Raw genomic sequence first — 22857 nt, 5'->3', positions numbered from 1 at the left:
GTATGCGCCGCGGCCAACCGGTCCGCGGCGCTTTTTCAATTCGGGCGCGACGTTTTTATGTAGCGCGTGCGGCGTAAATGGGTTTTTCGATGCAATCCCAAGCTCAATCCCAATCCAGTAGCAAGATCGTTTCTACCGAGCCGGTGTTCGGCGGGCAGGCTGCGCGGCGCAGGTCGCACGCGGTCGATGTCCGTTGGGGCGGCCAGCTCGTCACCATCGGCGGCGACGCGCCTGTGCGCGTGCAGTCGATGACCAACACGGACACGGCGGACGTAATCGGCACCGCGATCCAGATCAAGGAGCTGGCGCAAGCCGGTTCGGAACTGGTGCGTATCACGGTCAATACGCCCGAAGCGGCCGCGGCGGTGCCGGCCGTGCGCGAGCAGCTCGACCGCATGGGCGTGTCGGTGCCGCTGGTCGGCGATTTCCATTACAACGGCCATTTGCTGCTGCGCGATTACCCTGCGTGCGCGGAGTCGCTGTCCAAGTACCGGATCAATCCGGGCAACGTCGGCCACGGCGCAAAACGCGACACGCAGTTCGCGCAGATGATCGAAGCGGCCGTGAAGTACGACAAGCCGGTGCGTATCGGCGTCAACTGGGGCAGTCTCGATCAGGACCTGCTCGCGAAGATGATGGACGAGAACGCCGCGCGCTCCACGCCGTGGGAAGCGCAAAGTGTGATGTACGAAGCGCTGATCCAGTCGGCGATCGGCTCGGCGGAGCGGGCGGTCGAACTCGGCCTCGCGCGCAACAAGATCATTCTGTCGTGCAAGGTCAGCGGCGTGCAGGATTTGATCGCCGTGTACCGCGAACTCGCGCGCCGTTGCGAATTCGCGCTGCATCTCGGCTTGACCGAGGCGGGCATGGGCTCGAAAGGCATCGTCGCGTCGACCGCGGCGTTGTCGGTACTGCTGCAGCGGGGCATCGGCGACACGATCCGCATCTCGCTTACTCCGGAGCCGGGCGGTCCGCGCACCGGCGAGGTGATCGTCGGCCAGGAAATCCTGCAGACCATGGGTTTGCGCTCGTTCACGCCGATGGTGATCGCGTGCCCGGGTTGCGGCCGAACCACCAGCACGCTGTTCCAGGAACTGGCGTCGCAAATCCAGACCTATCTGCGCACGCAGATGCCGGTGTGGCGCGACCAGTATCCCGGCGTCGAGAAGATGCACGTCGCGGTGATGGGCTGCATCGTCAACGGCCCGGGCGAGTCGAAGCAGGCCAACATCGGCATCAGCTTGCCGGGCTCCGGCGAGAACCCCGCTGCGCCGGTGTTCATCGACGGCGAGAAGGTCAAGACGCTGCGCGGCGAGAACATCGCGCAAGAATTTCAGCAAATCGTGAGTGACTATGTCGAGCGCCGCTATGGCCGCGCTGAAGCACTCAACTAAACATCGGCTATCGAAGACAGATGACTGAACAGAAGAAAAAGCTCGAAAAGCTTTCCGGCGTGAAGGGCATGAACGACATCCTTCCGCAGGAAGCCGGGCTCTGGGAATTTTTCGAATCCACCGTCAAGTCGATGTTGCGTTCGTACGGATACCAGAATATCCGTACGCCGATCGTCGAGCATACGCAGCTGTTCAAGCGCGGCATCGGTGAAGTGACCGACATCGTCGAGAAAGAGATGTACAGCTTTACCGACGCGCTGAACGGTGAAAACCTCACCATGCGCCCCGAAAACACGGCGGCGGTGGTGCGTGCGGCGATCGAGCACAACATGCTGTACGACGGTCCGAAGCGCCTGTGGTACATCGGCCCGATGTTCCGCCACGAGCGTCCGCAGCGCGGCCGATATCGCCAGTTCCATCAGGTCGGCGTGGAAGCGCTGGGCTTCACGGGCCCGGACGCGGACGCTGAAATCATCATGATGTGCCAGCGGCTCTGGGACGACCTCGGCCTGACCGGCATCAAGCTCGAGATCAATTCGCTGGGCCTCGCTGAAGAGCGCGCGGCGCATCGCGTCGAACTGATCGCGTACCTCGAAAAGCACATGCACGTGCTCGACGAAGAAGCAAAGCGCCGTCTCTATACGAACCCGCTGCGCGTGCTGGATACGAAGAATCCGGCCATGCAGGAAGTCGCCCAGAACGCACCAAAGCTGATCGATTTTCTCGGCGACGCATCGCGCGCACACTTCGAAGGTTTGCAGCGCATTCTGAAAGCGAACAACATCCCGTTCACGATCAACCCGCGTCTCGTGCGCGGTCTCGATTACTACAACCTCACCGTGTTCGAGTGGGTGACCGACAAGCTCGGCGCGCAGGGCACAGTCGCGGCGGGCGGCCGTTATGATCCGTTGATCGAGCAGCTCGGCGGCAAGGCGACGGCAGCATGTGGCTGGGCAATGGGCGTCGAGCGGATTCTCGAATTGCTGAAGGAAGAGGGCCTGGTGCCTGAAGCGGAAGGCTGCGACGTGTACGTGGTTCATCAGGGCGATGCGGCGCGCGAGCAGGCCTTCATCATCGCGGAGCGGCTGCGCGACACGGGGCTCGACGTGATCCTGCATTGCAGCGCCGACGGTCAGACGGCCAGCTTCAAATCGCAGATGAAGCGTGCCGATGCGAGCGGCGCAGCGTTCGCGGTGGTGCTCGGCGAAGACGAGATCGCCAACGGCACAGTGGGCGTGAAGCCGCTGCGCGATGCAAATGCTAACGGCGGTAAAAGCGAGCAACATAACGTGCCCGCTGAAGACTTGACCGAATTTCTAATCAATGCGATGGTTGCAACCGCCGAAGACGGCGACGACTGATCGCGATGTCGTCGAGCCTGTTGGCTCGACACGCACACGTATCAAGAAAGAGGAAATCGCCGGGCAATGAGTTACCACGACGAACAAGAATCGATTGAAAGTCTGAAGGCATGGTGGACGCAGTGGGGTAATGCAGCCACGTGGATCGTGCTGGTGGCATTGGTTGCGGCAGCCGGCTGGAACGGCTGGAATTTCTGGCAGCGGCGCCAGGCGGCGGAAGCCGCTGTGCTGTACGACCAGGTGCAGCAAGCCGTGGCATCGGGCGACAAGGCCAGGATCACGCGCGCCGCCACCGACATGGAAGACAGGTTCAGCCGCACCGCGTACGCGCAGATGAGCGCGCTGGGCGCCGCCAAGGCGCTCTACGCCGCGGGCGATGAAGCCGCCGCGAAGGCCCAGCTGCAATGGACCATCGATCACGCGAAGGACGACGAGTTCAAGCAGATCGCCAGGCTGCGCATGGCTTCGCTGCTGCTCGACGACAAGGCTTACGACCAGGGTCTCGCGTTGCTCGCCGACTCGCAATCCGACGCGTTCAAGGGCATCGTGGCGGACCGTCGCGGCGACCTGCTCGCCGCGCAGGGCAAGCGCGACGATGCACGCACGGCTTACAAGCTCGCGCTCGACTCGCTGTCGAAAAACGACAGCTCGGCGCGCCAGTTGATTCAGTTCAAGCTGGACGCGCTCGGTGGCTGATCGCCGCGTGCCGCGCGCCGCATGCAACGACCAACCGGTTTCCTTTAATTAATTTCCTGAATGCTTCGTCCACCGATGAATCTGCTGAAACGTTACGCCGTGCCCGTTATCTGTGCGATGACCGTCCTCACCATGACGGCTTGCTCATCCACGAAAGACGAGCGCCGCGTGCCGACGCCGCTCACCGAGTTCAAACCCGTGCTCGACGTGCAGCAGGCCTGGACGGCGAGCGTGGGCAAGGCGGGCCGCTACCTGTTCTCGCCGGTCGCGGTGGGCAATGCGGTGTTCGCGGCTGGCGCGAACGGCTCGGTTGCGAAGATCGACGCGCAAACCGGTAAGGACATCTGGCGCGTCAAGCTGCGTGACGACCTGTCGGCGGGTGTCGGCAGCGACGGCACGCTGACGGCGGTCGGCGGCCTGAAGGGCGATGTCTATGTGCTCGGCGCGGACGGCAAGCAGTTGTGGACCGCGAAGGCGCCGGGCGAGATCATTACGCCGCCGCTGGTCGGCAACGGCCTCGTCGTGGTACGCACCGTCGACGGTCAGATCGTCGCGTTCAACGCGCAAACCGGCGAGCAGAAGTGGAACTACCGCAACCGCGCGGTGCCGCTCAATCTGCGGGTGTCGTCGGGCATGACGTTCGCCGGCGACGCAGCCGTGCTGGCCGGCTTCCCGGGCGGCTCGTTTGCCGCGATCAACCTGCAAACGGGCGACGCCTACTGGCAAACGCCAGTGTCGTATCCGAAGGGCGTGACGGAAGTGGAGCGCATCAACGACGTGACTGGTCCGCCTACGCTGGTCGGCTCGCAAACCTGCGCGGTGACGTTCCAGGGTCAGATTGGCTGTTTCGACGCGAACTCGGGCCGTGCGCTGTGGCAAACCGCGTTCTCGAGCACGAGCGGTCTCGCGCAGGATGACCGCACCGTGGTGGCAGCGGACGACTGGTCGGTCGTATCGGCGTTCGATGTGAACACCGGTTCGCGCCTATGGAAAAACGACCAGCTGAAGAACCGCGACCTCGGCGTGCCGTTCCTGCTCGGCCGTGCGGCCGTGCTCGGCGACTATCAGGGTTACGTGCACTTCCTGTCGGCTTCCGACGGCTCGCTGGTCGCTCGCGTGAAGACCGACGGCAGCGCGATTACCGCGGCGCCCGTACTGGCCGGCGAAACGCTGGTGGTGCAAACGCGCGACGGTGGACTGTACGGCTATCGCCCGCGCTAATCGCGCACGCCGAGCTTCGTCAAGCGCGCAGGCCGGCATCGCCGGCCGCGCGCGTTTTTGTTGAACTTGTTTTGAGTGTTTGTCGTATAGCAGGACAGTAGAAGCATTGCGCCGGACTGGGTGGTCCGGCAGTCGAATCAGAAATGTCACGCGTAGCCTACGTGGCCATCGGTGGCTGCTTGCGGCGCCACCTTCGGCGGCATCGCAGACCATCGCCCTCGAACGGGCGTGCGAGCTGTCGAGCAAGAAAGACTGAATCTGGCGGCCCGTTGGCGCCGCCCATACAGCCAAATCCCGTCCGCCCGGTTGCGCATATCGAGAGCACAGCCGGGGCCGGCCGAATTCGTGATAATTTTCGTCAAACGCTGCCGTGTCGCGGCCGCATGGCGTCGCTACGCGGGCGGTCGATTTCGATCCCGCGTTTCACCGTGAACAACATCTGATGAAACCCGTTATTGCCCTCGTCGGGCGCCCCAATGTGGGGAAATCCACGCTGTTCAACCGTCTCACGCGCTCGCGTGATGCGCTGGTTGCCGATCTGCCCGGTCTCACGCGCGACCGCCACTATGGCGAAGGGCGCACCGGCGAGCGGCCGTATCTGGTCGTCGATACCGGTGGTTTCGAGCCGGTCGCGAAAGACGGCATCCTGCACGAGATGGCGCGTCAAACGCGCCAGGCGGTCGAGGAGTCGGACATCGTCGTATTCATCGTCGACGGCCGCAATGGTCTCGCGCCGCAAGACAAGTCGATCGCCGACTATCTGCGCAAGGTCGGCCGGCCGATTTTCCTCGTCGTCAACAAGGCGGAGGGCATGAAGTACAGCACCGTCGCCGCCGATTTCTACGAACTGGGTCTCGGCGACCCGCGCGCGATTTCAGCCGCGCATGGCGACGGCGTTACCGAAATGATCGACGAGGCGCTCGGCGTCGCGTATGCGGGCCAGCCGGAAGAGAGCGACGACGAGAAAGCAGCGCGCGGCGTGAAGATCGCGATCGTCGGCCGCCCGAATGTCGGCAAGTCGACGTTGATCAATGCACTGGTCGGTGAAGAGCGCGTGATCGCGTTCGACATGCCGGGCACCACGCGCGATTCGATCTACGTCGACTTCGAGCGTCAGGGCAAGCCGTACACGCTGATCGACACGGCCGGTCTGCGCCGCCGCGGCAAAGTATTCGAAGCCATCGAGAAGTTCTCGGTGGTGAAGACGCTGCAATCCATCTCGGATGCGAACGTCGTGATCCTGCTGCTCGACGCGCGCCAGGACATCTCCGAACAGGACGCGCATATCGCTGGCTTCGTCGTGGAGCAGGGGCGCGCGCTGGTGGTGGGCGTGAACAAATGGGATGGTCTCGATCCGCATGTGCGCGAGCGCACCAAAGCCGACCTCGAGCGCAAACTAAAATTTCTCGACTTTGCCAAATTCCATTTCATTTCCGCTGCGGAAAAAACCGGAATTGGTCCGCTGATGCGTTCGGTCGACGACGCCTACACCGCTGCAATGGCGAAGCTGCCGACGCCGAAGCTCACGCGCGCGCTGATCGATGCAGTTGAATTCCAGCAGCCGCGCCGACGTGGTCCGGTGCGTCCGAAGTTGCGTTACGCGCACCAGGGTGGACAGAATCCGCCGATCATCGTGATTCACGGCAACGCACTCGATGCGATCACCGAAACATATAAGCGCTACCTCGAAAACCGCTTCCGGGAAACTTTCAAGCTGACTGGGACTCCATTGCGAATAGAGTTCCGATCGTCGACGAACCCTTACGCGGACAAAGGCTGAAACCCGCGTGTATGTTGGGTTTGGGCGTGCGGCCCGGGCCCGCGCGCAAAAACGAAAATCGGCTATAGTGTAGCGGTTGACGGCGGATCTCTTTTTCTTCGTCGTCAATTCAGTCAACCTGCAAAAAAATACGGAGTTTGCTATGAGCAACAAAGGGCAATTGTTACAAGACCCGTTTTTGAACGCACTGCGTAAAGAGCATGTGCCGGTGTCGATCTACCTGGTCAACGGCATCAAGCTTCAAGGGAACATCGAATCGTTCGACCAGTACGTCGTGTTGCTCAGGAATACGGTCACCCAGATGGTCTACAAGCACGCAATCTCGACTGTCGTGCCAGCCCGTCCGGTGAATTTCCACCCGGATTCCGAACAGTCCTAACCCTCGTCGCGGCCGGCGTAGCGTCGCCCGTTGGCGATTCCCTCCCGGCCGCCTCATTTTGATACCCTCCAATTTGATCAATGCAGCGCTTGTCGGCATCGACTTCGGTAAGATCGATTTCGAAGCCAGTCTCGAAGAACTCAGCCTGCTCGCGCAAAGCGCGGGCGCGAATCCCTTAGTCACCCTTACCGGGCGCCGGTCCAGCCCCGACGCGAAGATGTTCGTCGGCAGCGGCAAGGCCGAAGAATTGCGTCTTGCGTGTGAGGCGAACGACATCGAACTCGTCATCTTCAATCACGCTCTGGCGCCCGCGCAGCAGCGCAATCTGGAGCAAGCGCTTAATCGGCGCGTGGTCGATCGCACCAGTCTCATTCTCGACATCTTCGCGCAACGCGCCCGCAGCCACGAAGGCAAGCTGCAGGTGGAGCTCGCGCAATTGCAGTATCTGTCGACCCGGCTGATTCGCGCGTGGACCCACCTCGAGCGCCAGAAAGGTGGTATCGGCTTGCGCGGTCCTGGCGAAACGCAGCTCGAAACCGACCGTCGTTTGATCGGCGAGCGCATCAAGGCGCTCAAGACGCGGCTCGAAAAATTGCGTCGCCAGCACGGCACGCAGCGCCGCGCGCGCAGCCGCAACCAGACGATGTCGGTGTCGCTGGTCGGCTATACGAACGCAGGCAAGTCCACGCTTTTCAATGCGCTTACCAAAGCCCAGGCGTATGCCGCCGATCAACTGTTCGCGACGCTCGACACCACCTCGCGGCGCGTTTATCTCGGCGACGAAGCGGGGCAGGTGGTGGTGTCCGACACGGTCGGCTTCATCCGCGAGTTGCCTCACCAACTGGTGGCCGCATTTCGCGCCACGCTCGAAGAAACCATTCACGCCGACCTGCTGCTGCATGTGGTCGATGCATCGAGCGCGGTGCGCCTCGATCAGATCGATCAGGTGAACGAGGTATTGCACGCGATCGGCGCGGACACGATTCGCCAGGTGCTGGTGTTCAACAAGATCGACGCGGTGCCGGAGTTGGCGGCCCGTGGCGACACGGTTGAGCGGGATGAATATGGTAATATTTCGCGCGTCTTTTTGAGCGCGCGCACTGGTCAAGGGCTGGATACGCTGCGCGCTGCCATCGCTGAAATCGCTACTGCCGAACCTCTTGCCGACACGTTCGTCGATCAGTCGGAAGAAGACCGGCCCGCAGCACCGCGCGACGACCGTAAGGTTCCAGAACTCGGGCACTGACCCGTTCCAATTGCACTGACCCGCTGTCTACTCTGGTGAACGAACACAGGTGAACGAATACAACGAGCGGAGTATCTGGCTGCGCATGCGCGCCTTGCTTTCACTGAACGATCCGCGCTGGGGCCGGGGCGACGGCAATGGCGACCGGCAACGGCCGAATGACCCGAAGCGTCCACCCAAGGACGGTGAGGGTCCGCCCGATCTCGACGAGATGTGGCGGGAGTTCAACCGCCGCCTGAGCCAGATCTTCGGACGCAAGGGCGGCGGTGCGGGCGGCGGCCGTCCGGACAACGGACGTGGCGCGCGCATCGGCGTGGGTATCGTGATCGGCGTGCTGATCGCGATCTATCTCGGCAGCGGCGTGTTCGTCGTGCAGGATGGCCAGGCCGCGGTCGTGATGCAGTTCGGCAAGTATCGCTACACCGCGGGTCAGGGTGTGCACTGGCGCTTGCCGTATCCGTTCGAAGCCCATGAGTTCGTCAATGTCGGTCAGATCCGCCAGGTGGAGATCGGCCGCAACAACGTGGTGCGTCTCGCAAACGTGAAGGACGCATCGATGCTCACGCACGACGGCGACATCGTCGACGTGCGCTTCGCGGTGCAGTACCAGGTGCGCAAGCCCACCGACTATCTGTTCCGCAGCGTCGATCCCGATCAGAGTGTCATGCATGCTGCGCAGGCGGCAGTTCGCGGCATTGTCGGCGCGCGCAGCACGAACGAGATCCTCGATCAGGATCGCGAAACAATGCGTCAGCAGCTGATGGCGGCGATCCAGCAATCGCTTGACCAATACGAGTCCGGCCTCGCCGTGACCGGCGTGACGATCCAGAGCGTGCAGGTACCAGATCAGGTGCAGGCCGCGTTCGACGCCGCCGCTAAAGTGCATCAGGAAAACGAGCGCGCGAAGCGCGACGCGCAGGCCTATGTGGCGGACTTGTTGCCGCGTGCGCAAGCCGACGTGGCGCGCCAGATCGAAGACGCGAAAAACTACAGCGACAAAACCGTCGCGCAGGCGCAAGGCGAAGCCGACCGCTTCAAGCAGGTCTACGCGCAGTACTCGAAAGCGCCTGCGGTGATTCGCACGCGCATGTACATGGAAACCATGCAGCAGATCTACTCGAATACGACCAAGGTTTTCGTGGACAGCAAGAACGGCAACAACGTGCTGTATCTGCCGCTCGACAAGCTGGTCGAGCAGAATCGCCAGCGGCTCGCCGACGCTGCTGCCGCTACGCCGGGCGCCGCTGGCGCAGGCGCGGGCGCGCCGCAAGCGGCGAGCGCGGCTGCGTCGTCGGGCGCGTCCGCCGCTGCGGCTGGCACGGCAGCAGCTTCCGCGCCCGCCGCGGCCGAGACGCCAGCCAGCCAGCCCGCGAGCGGCGCCTCGCTGCGTTCACGCGACGCCTTCCGCAATCGCATGCGCGAAGACGACGTTCAATAAGGAGCGCACAACATGAACAAGATCATTGCGCTCGTCGTAGCTATCGTCATCGTGCTGTTCGCAGCTTCGTCGATGGTATTCGTCGTCGATCAGCGGCACATGGCCGTGCTGTCGTCGCGTGGCGACACGGCGCCCACCTTGCTCGGCCCTGGGCTGCACGTGAAATTGCCGCCGCCGTTGCAAACGCTCACGCTGGTCGATAACCGCATTCAGTCGCTCGACGCGCCAGACGAGGACCGCTATGCCACGTCGGATAAAACCGATCTGCTGGTCAACCCGGTCATCAAGTTCCGCGTCACCGACCCGCTCAAGCTGCTCGCCGAAACGAAGGGCGACATCCAGAGCCTGCCGGACCGGCTCGCGCTGCTGTCGCGCAGCGCGCTCGGCGATGCGTTCGGTCAGTTCACACTGTCCGATGCGCTTGCCAAACAGCAAACCCTCGCGGAACAAGCACGCGGCGCGATGGACAAGAGCGCGGCGTCGCTCGGCGTGTCAGTGGTCGACGTGCAGCTGACGCGCGTCGACTTCCCCGCGGCGATGGCCGATTCGGTTTTCAAGCGGATGAACGCCGCACGCGAGCAGGTCGCGGCCGACGAGCGCGCGAAGGGCGCGGCCGAGGTCGCCCAGATCAAGGCGGCCGCGGCAGCCCAGCAGCAGGCGGTGCTCGCGGACGGCAACGCGCAGGCGCAGACCATCCGGGGCGAGGGCGATGCGAAGGCCGCGGAAATCGCCGCCGAAGCATTTGGCAAAGACCCGCAGTTCTACCAGTTCTATCAAAGCATGCAGGCGTACCGGAAGACCTTCAAGCCGGGCGACCTGATCGTGGTCGACTCGAACAACGAGTTCTTCCGCTTCATGCGTAGCCCGACCGGCGGCGCTGCCCCGGACGCTTCCGCGGCCCCGCGCAAACACTGATAACCGGAACGCCGCGGCATCCGCATCGCGGCCCCTTCATTCGCATGGACATAGCCGGCTCGTTACTGCTTGCGATCGCATTGATGCTGATTATCGAGGGGATGTTCCCCTTCGTTTTTCCGAGCGCCTGGCGCGACACGTTCCGTAAAATAGCGGAACGGCCGCCCCATCAGATTCGCGTCGGCGGATTGATCGTGATGCTGCTCGGGCTGATCCTGCTGTTTATCGTGACCTGAAAGGGCCACGCCGGCGGCGGGGCAGCGCGCGTGACGTGCTCGCCATGCCTTTGTGTCGGCGAGGGCGCGGCGCGCAGGCGGTGCCTGCGATGGCCGCCAGAATCGAGCCGCCGCCCGCCATTCAAACACTCACTTACCGGCGCTTCAGCCGCCGTGTTCAACGCCGTAGGACTGTACCGATGTCGACCTGGTTGCTCCCCGAGAATATTGCCGACGTGCTGCCGTCGGAAGCCCGCAAGATCGAAGAGTTGCGGCGCCGTTTGCTGGACCGCTTCCGGTCGTACGGCTACGAGATGGTCATGCCGCCGCTGCTCGAGTATCTCGAGTCGCTGCTGACCGGCGGCGGTCACGATCTGAATCTGCGCACCTTCAAGCTCGTCGATCAGCTGTCCGGGCGCACGCTCGGTCTGCGCGCCGACATCACGCCGCAGGTCGCGCGGATCGACGCGCATCTGCTGAACCGTCAGGGCGTGACGCGTCTTTGCTACGCCGGCAACGTCGCGCATACGCGGCCGCGCGGTCTCCACGCCACGCGCGAGCAGATCCAGATCGGCGCGGAAATCTACGGTCACGCGGGCCTCGAAGCGGATCTGGAAATCCAGCAACTGATGCTCGACGCGCTGCGTCTGGCGGGCCTCGCCAAAGTGCGCCTCGATCTGTGTCACGCGGGCGTGCTCGCGGCGTTGATCGAAGCGCAGCCCGCCGCGGCCGAACTCGGCCAGTCGCTGTACGACGCGCTGGCGGGCAAGGACGTGCCGCGCCTCGTCGAACTGACGGCGGGGCTCACGCCGGTCATCCGCGACGCGTTGCGCGCGCTGCCCACGTTGTACGGCGACGCGTCGGTGCTCGACGAAGCCCGCGCGCGTCTGCCGAACGCGCCGGCCATCGCCCGCGCGCTCGACGACCTCGCGTTTCTCGCGAGCCAGGTGGACGGCGCCGAAGTGATGATCGACCTCGCCGACCTGCGTGGCTACGCGTACCACAGCGGCGTGATGTTCTCCGCCTATGTGGACGGCGTGCCGAATGCGGTCGCGCGCGGCGGCCGTTACGACCACGTCGGCCAGGCTTACGGGCGGGCTCGCGCGGCAACCGGCTTTTCGCTCGATCTGCGCGAAGTCGCGCGGATCTCGCCGATCGAAGCGCGCAGCAGCGCGATTCTCGCGCCGTGGCAACACGACGACGCGCTGCGCGTGAGCGTCGCCGCGTTGCGCGATGCTGGCGAAGTGGTGATCCAGGCGCTGCCTGGCCACGAGCACGATCTGGATGAATTCGCGTTCGACCGCGTGCTGGTCGAGCGCAACGGCGCATGGGTCGTCGAGTCGCGCTCCTGAACGCGTTTCGTTCGGGTCGGCAGAGGACTATCCTTAGCCCATGTCGAACGGCGGCGAACGCGCTGCCGAACCGGGCGCGGTCACTGGCCGCGCCATCTTTTTCCTACCCACCATAACGTGCATACCGTTGAGCGGAAACGGAAAAATTCGGAAGGTTCCGCGAACATAGGTAGAATACGTTTTTAACCAGCTTACGAAACAACATGTCTGCCAGCGCAGTGAATGTGAACCCCGGACGCAACGTCGTCGTCGTGGGGACCCAGTGGGGAGATGAGGGCAAGGGCAAGATCGTCGACTGGCTGACGGACCACGCTCAAGGCGTCGTTCGCTTCCAGGGCGGTCACAATGCCGGTCACACGCTTATCATCGGCGGCAAGAAAACCATCTTGCGTCTGATTCCGTCGGGCATCATGCATCCCGGCGTCGCGTGCTATATCGGCAATGGCGTCGTGTTGTCGCCGGAAGCGCTGTTCAAGGAAATCGGCGAGCTCGAAGCCGCAGGCGTCGATGTCCAGAATCGCCTGTTCATCTCCGAAGCCACCACCCTGATCCTGCCGTATCACATCGCCATCGACCAGGGCCGCGAAGCGCGCCGTGGCGCGGGCAAGATCGGCACCACCGGCCGCGGCATCGGCCCGGCTTACGAAGACAAGGTGGCGCGCCGCGGTCTGCGTGTGCAGGACCTGTTCGACCCGGTCAGTTTCGCGGAACGTCTGCGCGAAAATCTCGACTACCACAACTTCGTGCTCACGCAATACCTGGGCGTCGCCGCTGTCGACTTCCAGCAAACGCTCGACACGATGTTGGGCTACGCCGACCGTCTGAAGCCGATGGTCACCGACGTGTCGCGCCGTCTGTACGACGCCAATGCCGCCGGCAGCAACCTGCTGTTCGAAGGCGCGCAAGGCACGCTGCTCGACATCGACCACGGCACCTATCCGTTCGTCACGTCGAGCAACTGCGTGGCGGGTGCGGCGACCGCGGGCGCGGGCGTCGGTCCGCAAAAGCTGAACTACATTCTCGGCATCACCAAGGCGTATTGCACGCGGGTCGGTTCGGGCCCGTTTCCGAGCGAGCTGTATGACGCGGACAACGCCGCGCGTCAGGAAGCGATCGGCCTGGAACTGGCTACCGTCGGCAAGGAATTCGGCTCGGTCACCGGCCGTCCGCGCCGCACCGGCTGGCTCGACGTCGCAGCGCTGCGCCGCTCGATCCAGATCAACGGCGTGTCGGGTCTGTGCATGACCAAGCTCGACGTGCTCGACGGCCTCGACGAAGTGAAGCTGTGCGTCGGCTACACGGTCGACGGCCAGAATATCGACCTGCTGCCGCGCGGCGCGTCGGAAGTCGCGCGCTGCGAGCCGGTGTACGAAACCTTCGCGGGCTGGAAGGAAAGCACCGTCGGTATCAAGGAATGGGACAAGCTGCCGGCTAACGCGCGCGCGTATCTGTCGCGTGTGCAGGAAGTCGCAGGCATTCCGATCGACATGGTGTCGACCGGTCCGGATCGCGACGAGACCATCCTGCTGCGTCATCCGTTCAAGGTTTAAACCATGGTTCAAGGTCTACCCATGATCGCGATGAAAGATCCGCGCAATGACGACAAGAACCTGTGGGTCGGCTGGGACGAATATCACCGGCTGATCGAAATGCTCGCGCTGGCCGTGCACGAGTCGGGCTGGAAGTTCGACAAGATCCTGTGCCTCGCGCGCGGCGGCTTGCGCGTGGGCGACCAGCTTTCGCGCATCTACGATCTGCCACTGGCGATCCTCGCCACCAGCTCGTATCGCGAAGCGGCCGGCACGGAGCAGGGCGAACTCGACATCGCGCAATACATCACGATGACGCGCGGCGAGCTGCACGGCAACGTGCTGCTGGTCGACGACCTGGTCGATTCCGGCGTGACGCTGGCGCGGGTTCAGCAGCATCTGAAGGAACGCTATCCGGCGATCACCTCGGTGCGCTCGGCGGTGCTCTGGTACAAGGGCTGCTCGAAAGTGAAGCCTGATTACCACGTACAGTATCTGCCCACCAATCCATGGATTCATCAGCCGTTCGAGGAGTGGGACACGGTTCGTCCGCATAACCTCGGCGCGTGGATCAAGCGCGGCATCGCGCAGGCGCAGGAGTCGGCGGGGGAGTAATGTGAATGCCCGGCGCTTTGTGCCTGGCGTCGTCTGTATCGCAGTGCCCGCAAAACGGAGCCCGGTTGGGCTCCGTTTTTTTTGCGCGTCTTCAGCGGACCGGCCAAGCCACGCTGCGCGAATCGCCTGACGCGAATTCAGGCAGGACCGCCGGCGCCACCCTCGGCGCGGCAGACGCGCCCAAATCGCAGTGCTACACTGCGCGGACTATCTACGTGGTGTATCCACAACAAGCCGGGCGGCGCTAGACGGGCAGTTTAGAATAGCGGTCGTTTTTTCCGCTCAGGAAACGGATTTCCTCGCGTCTATGACAGATAACAATCACGTGCACAAGCAGCCACTGCCGTCACTCGCGATTGCCGCGATCGGCGTGGTGTTCGGCGATATCGGCACGAGCCCGTTGTATTCGCTGAAAGAGGCTTTCAGTCCGTCGCACGGCATTCCGTTGACCGAGCAATCCATCCTCGGCGTGATCTCGCTGCTGTTCTGGGCGATCATGATCGTAGTCGGCGTCAAATACGTGCTGTTCGTGATGCGCGCGGACAACAACGGCGAGGGCGGCGTGCTCGCGCTCATGGCGTTGGCGCTGCGCTCGCTCGAAGAGAAATCGAAAATGGCCGGCCTGCTGGTGATGCTCGGCATCTTCGGCGCCTGCATGTTTTATGGCGACGCGGTGATCACGCCGGCCATCTCGGTGATCTCGGCAGTCGAGGGTCTGGAGATTGCCGCGCCTCATCTGACGCATCTGGTCCTGCCGCTCACCATCGTGATCCTGATTCTGTTGTTCTGGATTCAGCGGCACGGCACGGCGATGGTGGGCCGCCTGTTCGGTCCGATCATGGTGGTGTGGTTCGTGGTGCTCGCCGCGCTCGGCCTGTGGCACATCGCGCAGTCGCCCAACGTGATCCGCGCGCTGAACCCGTACTACGCGTACTCCTTCATGGCCGCGCACGTGTTGCAGGCCTATGTGGTGCTAGGCTCGGTCGTGCTGGTGCTGACCGGCGCTGAAGCGCTGTACGCCGACATGGGCCACTTCGGCGCGAAGCCGATCCGCATGGCGTGGTATCTGCTGGTGATGCCGTCGCTAGTGCTGAACTACTTCGGCCAGGGCGCGCTGCTGATGCACGACCCGAGGGCCATCGAAAATCCCTTCTTCCTGCTCGCGCCTGATTGGGCGTTGCTGCCGCTCGTCGTGCTGTCGACGGTGGCGACGGTGATCGCCTCGCAGGCCGTGATCTCCGGCGCGTATTCGCTGACGAGCCAGGCGATCCAGCTCGGCTACGTGCCGCGTATGAAGATCCTGCACACGTCGGAACTGGCGATCGGGCAGATCTATGTGCCGGTGGTGAACTGGATGCTGCTCTTCATCATCCTGTGCATCGTGATCGCGTTCAAGAGTTCGGACAACCTCGCCGCCGCGTACGGTATCGCTGTGACGGCCACGATGGTGATCACCACGATCCTCGCCTGCGTCGTGATGGTGAATGTGTGGAACTGGAACAAGCTGTTGGTGGGGTTGATCATCGGCCTGTTCATGACCATCGACCTGGGCTTTTTCGGCGCCAATCTGCTGAAGGTCGAAGAGGGCGGCTGGTTGCCGCTCGGCATCGGCGCGTTGCTGTTCTTCCTGCTGATGACGTGGTTCAAGGGCAGGATGATCGTCAAGGAGCGCACGGCCGCCGACGGTATTCCGCTGATGCCGTTCCTGCAGGGGCTGCTCGCGCATCCGCCGCATCGCGTGTCGGGTACGGCGATCTATCTGACCGGCAGCGATTCGCTGGTGCCGGTGAGCCTGCTGCACAACCTGAAGCACAACAAGGTGCTGCATGAGCGCACGATCTTCCTGACCTTCGTGACGCGCGACATCCCCTATGTGAACGACGCGGAGCGCGTGACGGTGAAGGATATCGACGGCGGTCTGTATCTCGTCAAGGCGGCCTACGGTTTCAACGAAACGCCCGATGTCAAGGCGGTGCTGCTCGAGGTCGGCCGCACCCACGACATGACCTTCGAACTGATGGACACGTCGTTCTTTCTCGCGCGCGAAACGGTGGTGCCGACGCAACTGCCGGGTATGTCGGTGTGGCGCGAACGTGTGTTCGCATGGATGCACCAGAACGCCGCGAAGCCGACGGACTTTTTCAGCATCCCGGCCAACCGGGTGGTGGAGTTGGGGACCAAGATCGAGATCTGACGCGAGCCGGTGAATCTTACGTGCTTCGATGTCGGTATCGGGGCGCGAAAAAAAGCCCACGCAATGCGTGGGCTTTCTGTTTTGCCGCATGGCATCACGAGGCTTCATCGCGGTGTCGCCGCGTGAGTGCTCGCGTGGTGACCCATGCCATGCTTGCGAAAGCCAGCGCATGAAACCAATCACGCGTGGCTCGCAGCGCTTACTTCTGTTTGAGCTTGGCGAACGCGGCGGCCATTGCGCCGCCCGCTTCCGGCTCGCGCGAGCGCTGTTGCGACGCGCCGCGTCCGGCACCGCCTGAACGGCCGGCGCCGCCGCGATCCTGCTGCGCACCGCCGCCGCTACGCGCAGCAGCCGCGCCGAACTCATCGTCCAGACGCATGGTGAGCGCAATACGCTGGCGCTTCACGTCGACTTCCAGCACCTTCACCTTGACGATCTGCCCGGCCTTCACGACTTCGTGCGGGTCTTTGATGAACTTCGTCGACATCGCCGACACGTGCACCAGACCATCCTGATGCACGCCGACATCGATGAACGCGCCGAATGCCGCCACGTTCGTGACGACGCCTTCGAGCACCATGCCCGGCGTCAGATCGCTGACCTTCTCGACGCCTTCGCGGAACGTCGCGGTCTTGAACTCGGGGCGCGGGTCGCGGCCCGGCTTTTCGAGTTCGAGCAGAATGTCGCGCACGGTCGGCAGACCGAAACGGTCGTCGACGAATTCGCCCGGCGACAGCCCACGCAGCGCGTCACGATTGCCGAGCACTTCGCCGACATGTTTGTTGATCTTCGCGAGCATCCGTTCGACGACCGGATACGCTTCCGGGTGAACTGACGAGCGGTCGAGCGGATTCTCGCCGTTGTTGATGCGCAGGAAGCCGGCGGCCTGTTCGAAGGTCTTGTCGCCGAGACGCGGCACTTTGCGCAAATGCTCGCGCGACGGGAACGGGCCATTCGAATCGCGATAGTCGACGATGTTGCGCGCGAGCGTAGCGTTCAGACCCGACACGCGAGCGAGCAGCGCGACCGACGCGGTGTTCGCGTCCACGCCGACCGCGTTCACGCAGTCTTCGACCACCGCGTCGAGCGAGCGCGCCAGTTCGCGCTGATTGACGTCGTGCTGATACTGGCCGACGCCGATCGCCTTCGGCTCGATCTTCACCAGTTCTGCGAGCGGGTCCTGCAGGCGGCGCGCAATCGACACCGCGCCGCGCAGCGACACGTCCATGTCGGGGAATTCCTTCGCCGCGAGTTCGGAGGCCGAGTAGACCGATGCGCCCGCTTCGGACACGACGATCTTCTGCAGCTTGAATTCCGGATGACGCGCGATCAGCTCGCTCGCGAGCTTGTCTGTTTCGCGCGAGGCCGTGCCGTTGCCGATACTGATCAGCTCGGCCTGGGTCTGCGCACAGATGCGCGCGAGTTTCGCGATCGAACCGTCCCAGTCGCGGCGCGGCTCGTGCGGGTAGATCGTGTCGGTGGCGAGCACCTTGCCGGTACGGTCGACTACCGCCACCTTGACGCCGGTGCGCAGCCCAGGATCGAGACCGATCACCGCTTTCGGACCGGCCGGCGCGGCCAGCAGCAGGTCCTTCAGATTGCGCGCGAACACCCGGATCGCTTCGTGCTCGGCTTCGTCGCGCAGGTTGGTCAGCAGTTCGTTTTCGATGTGCGGCTGCACCTTCACGCGCCAGCACCAGCGGCACACGTCGGAGAGCCACTTGTCGGCCGGGCGGTTCTGATTGGCGATGCCGAAGTGGCGCGCGATCAGCGCTTCGCCCGGATGCGGCACCTGCGCGTCGAGTTCTTCGCCGAGGCCCAGCTTGACCATCAGCACGCCCGCGTTGCGGCCGCGGAACAGCGCCAGCGCACGATGCGACGGCACGGTGCGGATGGTCTCCGCGTAATCGTAGTAGTCGCGGAATTTCTCTTCTTCCGCGCTCTCCTTGCCCTCCACGACCTTCGACGACACCACGCCCTGGTTGAACAGATAGTCACGCAGCTTGCCGAGCAGCTCGGCCGTTTCGCCGAACTGTTCGGAAAGGATGTCGCGCGCGCCGTCGAGTGCGGCCTTGATGTCGGCGACGCCTTTCTCGGCGTCAACGTAGGCGGCGGCTTCGGTTTGCGGGTCGAGCAGCGCATTGCCGAGCAGCGCGTCGGCGAGCGGCTGCAGACCGGCTTCGCGCGCGATCTGCGCGCGCGTGCGGCGCTTCGGCTTATACGGGAGATACAGATCTTCCAGCACCTGTTTGCTGTCGGCGCCTTCGATCGCGCCGCGTAGCTCGTCGGTGAGCTTGCCCTGTTCGTCGATGCTGGCGATGATCGAGGCGCGCCGGTCTTCGAGCTCGCGCAGATACAGCAGGCGTTCCTCGAGATTACGCAGTTGCGTGTCGTCCAGATTGTCGGTCACTTCCTTACGGTAGCGGGCGATGAACGGAACAGTCGCTCCTTGGTCGAGAAGTTGCACCGCGGCCGCGACCTGGCGCGGCTGGACGGACAGTTCGGCGGCGATGCGCTGTACGATCTTGAGTGCTACGGTTTCCGTCATAAGGTCTTGGTGTTCCTGCGGACTCAGTCAGGGGCCGCGCGCTGACGGCTCGTCGGGACACGCCCGGCGTGCGCGCTGCGACCAGGTTGCTAGAGCGGGGCATTTTGCCATAAATGCCAAAGGGCTCAACCGCAGGGTGATAGAATTTCGGGCATGTTCCGTTGACCCTCTACGACGTTGCCAATCTCCTTGTCCATCAACCGCCTGGGCTTTCGCCGGGTCTCTCGCCTGTCACCGGATTTGTCGCCGGAATTGTCGTCGGGTTCGCCAACGGGTTTGCTGAGCTTGCCGCTCACCTCGTTGGTGTCGGCCGCGCGCTCCATGCTCGGGCTTGCATTCGGGTTTGCGTCAATCTCGCCGCGAGTTTTCGCCGCATCGTACGCGTCGTGTGTGATGGTCGCCGCGCTCACCATGTCCGCACCGGCCGTGGCGCAAACGGCGTCAGCTGAGGGCAACAGCGCGAGCGCGCCGGTGTCCGCGCAGACGCTTGCGCCATCAGCGGCATCGGCCGTTCAGGGCAATCAGCCGGCCGGCAGCGCGGACAGCGCGAGCGACGCGGCCGCACCGGACGACTCGTTCGAGGCGCGTCAACGGGCACTCGACGAACGCAGCGAGGAGAACAACTACCGTTACGCTGTCGCCCAGCACAATTGCTACAGCAGGTTCTTCGTCAATCACTGTCTGAACCGCGCGCGCGACAGCATGCGCATGGTGCAGGCGGAGATTCGCAAGGAACAGCTCGCGCTCGACGGCGAGCAGCGCGTGCAACGCGCGCGAGCGCGTGACGAGCGGGCCGCGCTGAGGCGTGCGCGCGACGAAGCGAACGCGCCGCAGCGTGCCGCCGAAGATGCGCGCAACGAGCAGGCTTATCAGGACAAGCAGCGTCAGCACGAACTCGATCAGGCGCAGCGCAACGCCGAGGCGCCGCAACGCGCCGCGAACGCGCAGGCCTACGAGGAAAAGCAGCGCCAGCATGCGCTGGATCAGGCGCAGCGTGGCATCAGTCCGTCGCAGGCAGCGGCCAACCAGCAGGCGTACGACCAGAAGCAGGCCGACTTCCAGCGCAAGCTCGAGGAAGCGCGTCAGCAGGGTGCGCAGAAGGCGCAGGAGCGCGTCGAGAAACAGCAGAGCTTCGAGAAGAAGCAGGCCGATGCCGCGCAACACAAGGCCGACGTGGAAGCGCGTCAGAAGCAGGCGGCCGAGAAGGCCGAGCAGAAGCGTCAGGACCAGTTGAAGCAGCAGCAACTCGAAGAGCAGCAGAAACAGCAACAGCAGCAGGAGTAATGTGCTGTAGTGGCGCTGGCTGGTTGTGGCCAGCGCCCGTAGTAGCCGTAACGCCTTTAAAGCCGGACAGCAACCTCAGGCGTCGGTCTGCGCGCGCAGCCCGTGCCGCAGACGAGAGGAGGCGAGCATGCGCGATCATCACCACGTCATCAACGCGGACACACTTCGCGACCGTATTCTGCAACTGGAATCGGAGCACAGTGGGCTCGATCGTCTAATCGACCGAATGTCGGATGAGCCCGGCATCGACGACTTCGAGTTGCAGCGCCTGAAAAAGCGCAAACTCAAAGTCAAGGACACCATCATCTTGCTGCAATTGCAGCTCGAACCGGACGCACGCGCCTGAGTTCGCAGCCTGGCAGGCGCCGGGCGCGCGCCGCGCGAGCCGGACTTTGCAGGAACGCTTGCCTTGAATTCACCGCTTGAAACTTCATCCCGGACCACGACGGGCGACGCAGCAGCAGGAACCGGCACGCCGGCGCCGCGTGCTGCCGCGTCCACGTTGAGCGCGTCGCTCAATCCGCGCCGCGCGGCCGAGCTCGACGACATCTTCGCCGACAATGGCCTGCTGGCCCGGCAGATCGACGGCTATCGGTCGCGGGCCTCGCAGATCGAAATGTCGCGCGCAGTTGCCGCGGCGATGGAAGCGTCGGGGCGTGCGATGCCCGAGCCCGCGATGTTCGAGGCGCACAAGCGTCCGGCGCGGCGCTTGCAATCGGCGGGCACGGATGCCACGGCCGAGGCCGCTGGGAATGTGGAGTCGGGCGGGCTCGACGGTAGCGAAAACACGCTGATCGTCGAGGCGGGCACGGGCACCGGCAAGACCTATGCGTATCTCGTGCCGGCCATGCTGTGGGGCGGCAAGGTGATCGTCTCCACGGGCACGAAGCATCTGCAGGATCAGCTCTTTCAGCGCGACATTCCGACCGTTCGCGATGCGCTTGCAGTACCGGTATCGGTGGCCATGCTCAAGGGGCGCGCGAACTACCTGTGCCACTACTATCTGCAGCGCACCGCGGATAACGGCCGTCTGCCGTCGCGCCAGGAAACCTCGTATTTGCAGGACATCGTTCGCTTCGCGAAGATCACGCGCACCGGCGACAAGGCCGAACTCGCGAGCGTGCCGGAAACGGCGGCGGTGTGGTCGATGGTCACGTCGACGCGCGAGAACTGTCTCGGCCAGGAGTGTCCGCATTACAAGGAGTGCTTCGTGATGCAGGCGCGCCGCGAGGCGCAGCAGGCGGATATCGTGGTGGTCAATCACCATCTGTTTTTCGCCGACATCATGTTGCGCGATACGGGGATGGCCGAGTTGCTGCCCACCGCCAACACGATCATCTTCGACGAAGCGCATCAGTTGCCCGAGACGGCGACGCTGTTTTTTGGCGAGACGTTGTCCACTACGCAGTTTCTCGAACTCGCGCGCGATTCGGTGGCCGAAGGTCTGGGCCATGCGCGCGAGGCGGTCGACTGGGTCAAGCTCGGTGCGACGCTCGAGCGCGCGGCGCGCGATGTGCGGCTCGCGTTCAAGGAAGATTCGGTGCGCTTGTCGATCGGCCAGTTGCCCGACGATCATCCGCTATTCCCAGCGCTCGAAACGCTCGAAGCCGAACTCGACGCGCTGGCATCGGCGCTGGCCGGCCAGGCCGAGCGCGCCGAATCGCTCGGCGCATGTCTGCGTCGCGCGCGCGAGTTGCAAGGCGTGCTTGCGGGCTGGACCACGCCGCCCACCGAGACCGAGCGCAAGGCCGGCGACGCACAGCACGCGATCTCGAACGACGCCCACGCCGAACGCACGGACCCGAACGAAAAGGTGCGCTGGATCGAAGTCTTCTCCCATACCGTGCAGTTGCACGAAACGCCGCTGTCGGTCGCGCCGATCTTCGCGAAGCAACGCGCCGGCGTGTCGCGCGCGTGGATCTTCACATCGGCCACTTTGTCGGTGCGCGGCGACTTCACGCACTACGCCGCGCAAATGGGACTGAATGCCAAACGCTCGATGACGCTGCCGAGCCCCTTCGACTATCCGTCGCAAGGGTTGCTGTACGTGCCGCGCAACTTGCCGCAGCCGTCGTCGCCGATGTTCACCGACGCCGTGTTCGATGCCGCGTTGCCCGCGATCGAAGCATCGGGCGGCGGCGTATTCATGTTGTGCACGACGCTGCGCGCGGTGGACCGCATCTCGGCCAAACTGCGCGACACGATCGAAACACGCGGCTGGAACTATCCGCTGCTCGTGCAGGGCGACGCAAGCCGCACCGAGTTACTCGACCGCTTCCGGGCGTATGGCAATGCGATCCTCGTGGGCAGTCAGAGTTTCTGGGAAGGCGTGGACGTGCGCGGTGACGCGCTGTCGCTGGTGGTGATCGACAAGCTGCCGTTTGCGCCGCCGGATGACCCGGTGCTGTCGGCGCGGCTCGATGCGCTCACCAAGAAAGGCTTGAGTCCGTTTGCCGTGCATCAGTTGCCGCAGGCCGTGATTACGTTGAAGCAGGGCGCAGGCCGTCTGATTCGCGCGGAGACCGATCGCGGCGTGCTGATGATCTGCGACACGCGTCTCGTCGACAAACCGTATGGGCGTCGGATCTGGCAAAGCCTGCCGCCGTTCAAACGAACGCGTGAGATCGAGGTGGTGCGCGAGTTCTTCGAAGAGAGCGCGACGCCAGTCGGATGAACCGTTACGTGTTGAA

General features: G+C 63.8%; 19 protein-coding genes. 17 read left to right on the top strand and 2 right to left on the bottom strand.

Going from position 1 to position 22857, the window contains the following annotated elements:
• The first annotated feature begins 77 nt into the window (after nucleotides 1–77).
• The 14 genes from ispG to P0D89_RS00685 all read left to right on the top strand — a co-directional run bounded on the left by ispG (nucleotide 78) and on the right by P0D89_RS00685 (nucleotide 16335).
• Nucleotides 78–1394: a flavodoxin-dependent (E)-4-hydroxy-3-methylbut-2-enyl-diphosphate synthase gene (ispG, locus tag P0D89_RS00750; RefSeq protein WP_408375991.1), complete on the top strand. Its 1317-nt coding sequence runs from the start codon at nucleotides 78–80 to the stop codon at nucleotides 1392–1394.
• Between the two features lie 20 nt (nucleotides 1395–1414).
• Nucleotides 1415–2755, top strand: a complete 1341-nt coding sequence (hisS, locus tag P0D89_RS00745; protein WP_408375990.1) for a histidine--tRNA ligase — start codon at nucleotides 1415–1417, stop codon at nucleotides 2753–2755.
• A 66-nt stretch (nucleotides 2756–2821) separates the two neighbouring features.
• Nucleotides 2822–3451 (top strand): YfgM family protein, encoded by a 630-nt coding sequence (locus tag P0D89_RS00740; protein WP_408375989.1) that lies wholly within the window; start codon nucleotides 2822–2824, stop codon nucleotides 3449–3451.
• A 75-nt stretch (nucleotides 3452–3526) separates the two neighbouring features.
• Nucleotides 3527–4672, top strand: a complete 1146-nt coding sequence (gene bamB, locus P0D89_RS00735) for an outer membrane protein assembly factor BamB (protein WP_408375988.1) — start codon at nucleotides 3527–3529, stop codon at nucleotides 4670–4672.
• Between the two features lie 442 nt (nucleotides 4673–5114).
• A complete protein-coding gene (gene der / locus P0D89_RS00730; RefSeq protein ID WP_408375987.1) occupies nucleotides 5115–6452 on the top strand; it encodes a ribosome biogenesis GTPase Der in 1338 nt (445 codons plus the stop codon).
• 142 nt (nucleotides 6453–6594) lie between these two features.
• Nucleotides 6595–6831, top strand: coding sequence for an RNA chaperone Hfq (gene hfq / locus P0D89_RS00725; protein ID WP_006051315.1), 237 nt, complete (start codon nucleotides 6595–6597; stop codon nucleotides 6829–6831).
• A gap of 73 nt (nucleotides 6832–6904) precedes the next feature.
• Nucleotides 6905–8077 (top strand): GTPase HflX, encoded by a 1173-nt coding sequence (gene hflX, locus P0D89_RS00720; RefSeq protein ID WP_408376040.1) that lies wholly within the window; start codon nucleotides 6905–6907, stop codon nucleotides 8075–8077.
• A gap of 49 nt (nucleotides 8078–8126) precedes the next feature.
• Nucleotides 8127–9515, top strand: coding sequence for an FtsH protease activity modulator HflK (gene hflK, locus P0D89_RS00715; RefSeq protein ID WP_408375986.1), 1389 nt, complete (start codon nucleotides 8127–8129; stop codon nucleotides 9513–9515).
• A gap of 12 nt (nucleotides 9516–9527) precedes the next feature.
• Nucleotides 9528–10430: a protease modulator HflC gene (hflC, locus tag P0D89_RS00710; protein WP_408357010.1), complete on the top strand. Its 903-nt coding sequence runs from the start codon at nucleotides 9528–9530 to the stop codon at nucleotides 10428–10430.
• A 44-nt stretch (nucleotides 10431–10474) separates the two neighbouring features.
• Entirely contained in the window at nucleotides 10475–10666 is a 192-nt protein-coding gene (locus tag P0D89_RS00705) for a DUF2065 domain-containing protein (protein WP_129959421.1), read from the top strand.
• 179 nt (nucleotides 10667–10845) lie between these two features.
• The gene (locus P0D89_RS00700) at nucleotides 10846–11997 is read left to right on the top strand and encodes an ATP phosphoribosyltransferase regulatory subunit (RefSeq protein WP_408357008.1); all 1152 of its coding nucleotides are present in this window, start codon (nucleotides 10846–10848) and stop codon (nucleotides 11995–11997) included.
• A 203-nt stretch (nucleotides 11998–12200) separates the two neighbouring features.
• A complete protein-coding gene (locus P0D89_RS00695) occupies nucleotides 12201–13547 on the top strand; it encodes an adenylosuccinate synthase (RefSeq protein ID WP_408357006.1) in 1347 nt (448 codons plus the stop codon).
• 3 nt (nucleotides 13548–13550) lie between these two features.
• Nucleotides 13551–14141 (top strand): phosphoribosyltransferase, encoded by a 591-nt coding sequence (locus P0D89_RS00690; RefSeq protein WP_408357004.1) that lies wholly within the window; start codon nucleotides 13551–13553, stop codon nucleotides 14139–14141.
• 307 nt (nucleotides 14142–14448) lie between these two features.
• Complete coding sequence (locus P0D89_RS00685; protein ID WP_408375985.1) at nucleotides 14449–16335, top strand: potassium transporter Kup; 1887 nt, start codon at nucleotides 14449–14451, stop codon at nucleotides 16333–16335.
• A gap of 199 nt (nucleotides 16336–16534) precedes the next feature.
• Here P0D89_RS00685 and P0D89_RS00680 read toward each other — a convergent pair whose 3' ends face one another.
• Together P0D89_RS00680 and P0D89_RS00675 are read right to left on the bottom strand one after the other, a co-directional pair.
• The gene (locus P0D89_RS00680; protein ID WP_408357000.1) at nucleotides 16535–18883 is read right to left on the bottom strand and encodes a Tex family protein; all 2349 of its coding nucleotides are present in this window, start codon (nucleotides 18881–18883) and stop codon (nucleotides 16535–16537) included.
• A gap of 125 nt (nucleotides 18884–19008) precedes the next feature.
• Complete coding sequence (locus tag P0D89_RS00675; protein WP_408356998.1) at nucleotides 19009–19296, bottom strand: hypothetical protein; 288 nt, start codon at nucleotides 19294–19296, stop codon at nucleotides 19009–19011.
• Here P0D89_RS00675 and P0D89_RS00670 point away from each other — a divergent pair.
• The 3 genes from P0D89_RS00670 (at nucleotide 19295) to yoaA (ending at nucleotide 22841) form a co-directional block, all read left to right on the top strand.
• Nucleotides 19295–20167, top strand: a complete 873-nt coding sequence (locus P0D89_RS00670) for a hypothetical protein (RefSeq protein WP_408356996.1) — start codon at nucleotides 19295–19297, stop codon at nucleotides 20165–20167. The genes P0D89_RS00675 and P0D89_RS00670 overlap by 2 nt on opposite strands.
• 127 nt (nucleotides 20168–20294) lie before the next feature.
• A complete protein-coding gene (locus P0D89_RS00665; protein WP_042322843.1) occupies nucleotides 20295–20513 on the top strand; it encodes a DUF465 domain-containing protein in 219 nt (72 codons plus the stop codon).
• 63 nt (nucleotides 20514–20576) lie between these two features.
• Entirely contained in the window at nucleotides 20577–22841 is a 2265-nt protein-coding gene (yoaA, locus tag P0D89_RS00660; RefSeq protein WP_408356994.1) for a DNA repair helicase YoaA, read from the top strand.
• The last annotated feature ends 16 nt before the right edge of the window (nucleotides 22842–22857 follow it).

The organism is Paraburkholderia sp. RL18-085-BIA-A (genome assembly GCF_046027075.1).
Classification (GTDB): domain Bacteria; phylum Pseudomonadota; class Gammaproteobacteria; order Burkholderiales; family Burkholderiaceae; genus Paraburkholderia.
The sequence above is the reverse complement of the archived record's forward strand: the minus strand, read 5'-3'. Positions and strand labels throughout refer to the sequence as shown.

Bases quoted from the DNA above. Each gene is read 5' to 3' on its own strand.
- ispG (WP_408375991.1), top strand. From the start codon at position 78: ATGGGTTTTTCGATGCAATCCCAAGCTCAATCCCAATCCAGTAGCAAG.
- hisS (WP_408375990.1), top strand. From the start codon at position 1,415: ATGACTGAACAGAAGAAAAAGCTCGAAAAGCTTTCCGGCGTGAAGGGC.
- P0D89_RS00740 (WP_408375989.1), top strand. From the start codon at position 2,822: ATGAGTTACCACGACGAACAAGAATCGATTGAAAGTCTGAAGGCATGG.
- bamB (WP_408375988.1), top strand. From the start codon at position 3,527: ATGAATCTGCTGAAACGTTACGCCGTGCCCGTTATCTGTGCGATGACC.
- der (WP_408375987.1), top strand. From the start codon at position 5,115: ATGAAACCCGTTATTGCCCTCGTCGGGCGCCCCAATGTGGGGAAATCC.
- hfq (WP_006051315.1), top strand. From the start codon at position 6,595: ATGAGCAACAAAGGGCAATTGTTACAAGACCCGTTTTTGAACGCACTG.
- hflC (WP_408357010.1), top strand. From the start codon at position 9,528: ATGAACAAGATCATTGCGCTCGTCGTAGCTATCGTCATCGTGCTGTTC.
- P0D89_RS00705 (WP_129959421.1), top strand. From the start codon at position 10,475: ATGGACATAGCCGGCTCGTTACTGCTTGCGATCGCATTGATGCTGATT.
- P0D89_RS00700 (WP_408357008.1), top strand. From the start codon at position 10,846: ATGTCGACCTGGTTGCTCCCCGAGAATATTGCCGACGTGCTGCCGTCG.
- P0D89_RS00695 (WP_408357006.1), top strand. From the start codon at position 12,201: ATGTCTGCCAGCGCAGTGAATGTGAACCCCGGACGCAACGTCGTCGTC.
- P0D89_RS00690 (WP_408357004.1), top strand. From the start codon at position 13,551: ATGGTTCAAGGTCTACCCATGATCGCGATGAAAGATCCGCGCAATGAC.
- P0D89_RS00685 (WP_408375985.1), top strand. From the start codon at position 14,449: ATGACAGATAACAATCACGTGCACAAGCAGCCACTGCCGTCACTCGCG.
- P0D89_RS00680 (WP_408357000.1), bottom strand. From the start codon at position 18,883: ATGACGGAAACCGTAGCACTCAAGATCGTACAGCGCATCGCCGCCGAA.
- P0D89_RS00670 (WP_408356996.1), top strand. From the start codon at position 19,295: ATGTCCGCACCGGCCGTGGCGCAAACGGCGTCAGCTGAGGGCAACAGC.
- P0D89_RS00675 (WP_408356998.1), bottom strand. From the start codon at position 19,296: ATGGTGAGCGCGGCGACCATCACACACGACGCGTACGATGCGGCGAAA.
- P0D89_RS00665 (WP_042322843.1), top strand. From the start codon at position 20,295: ATGCGCGATCATCACCACGTCATCAACGCGGACACACTTCGCGACCGT.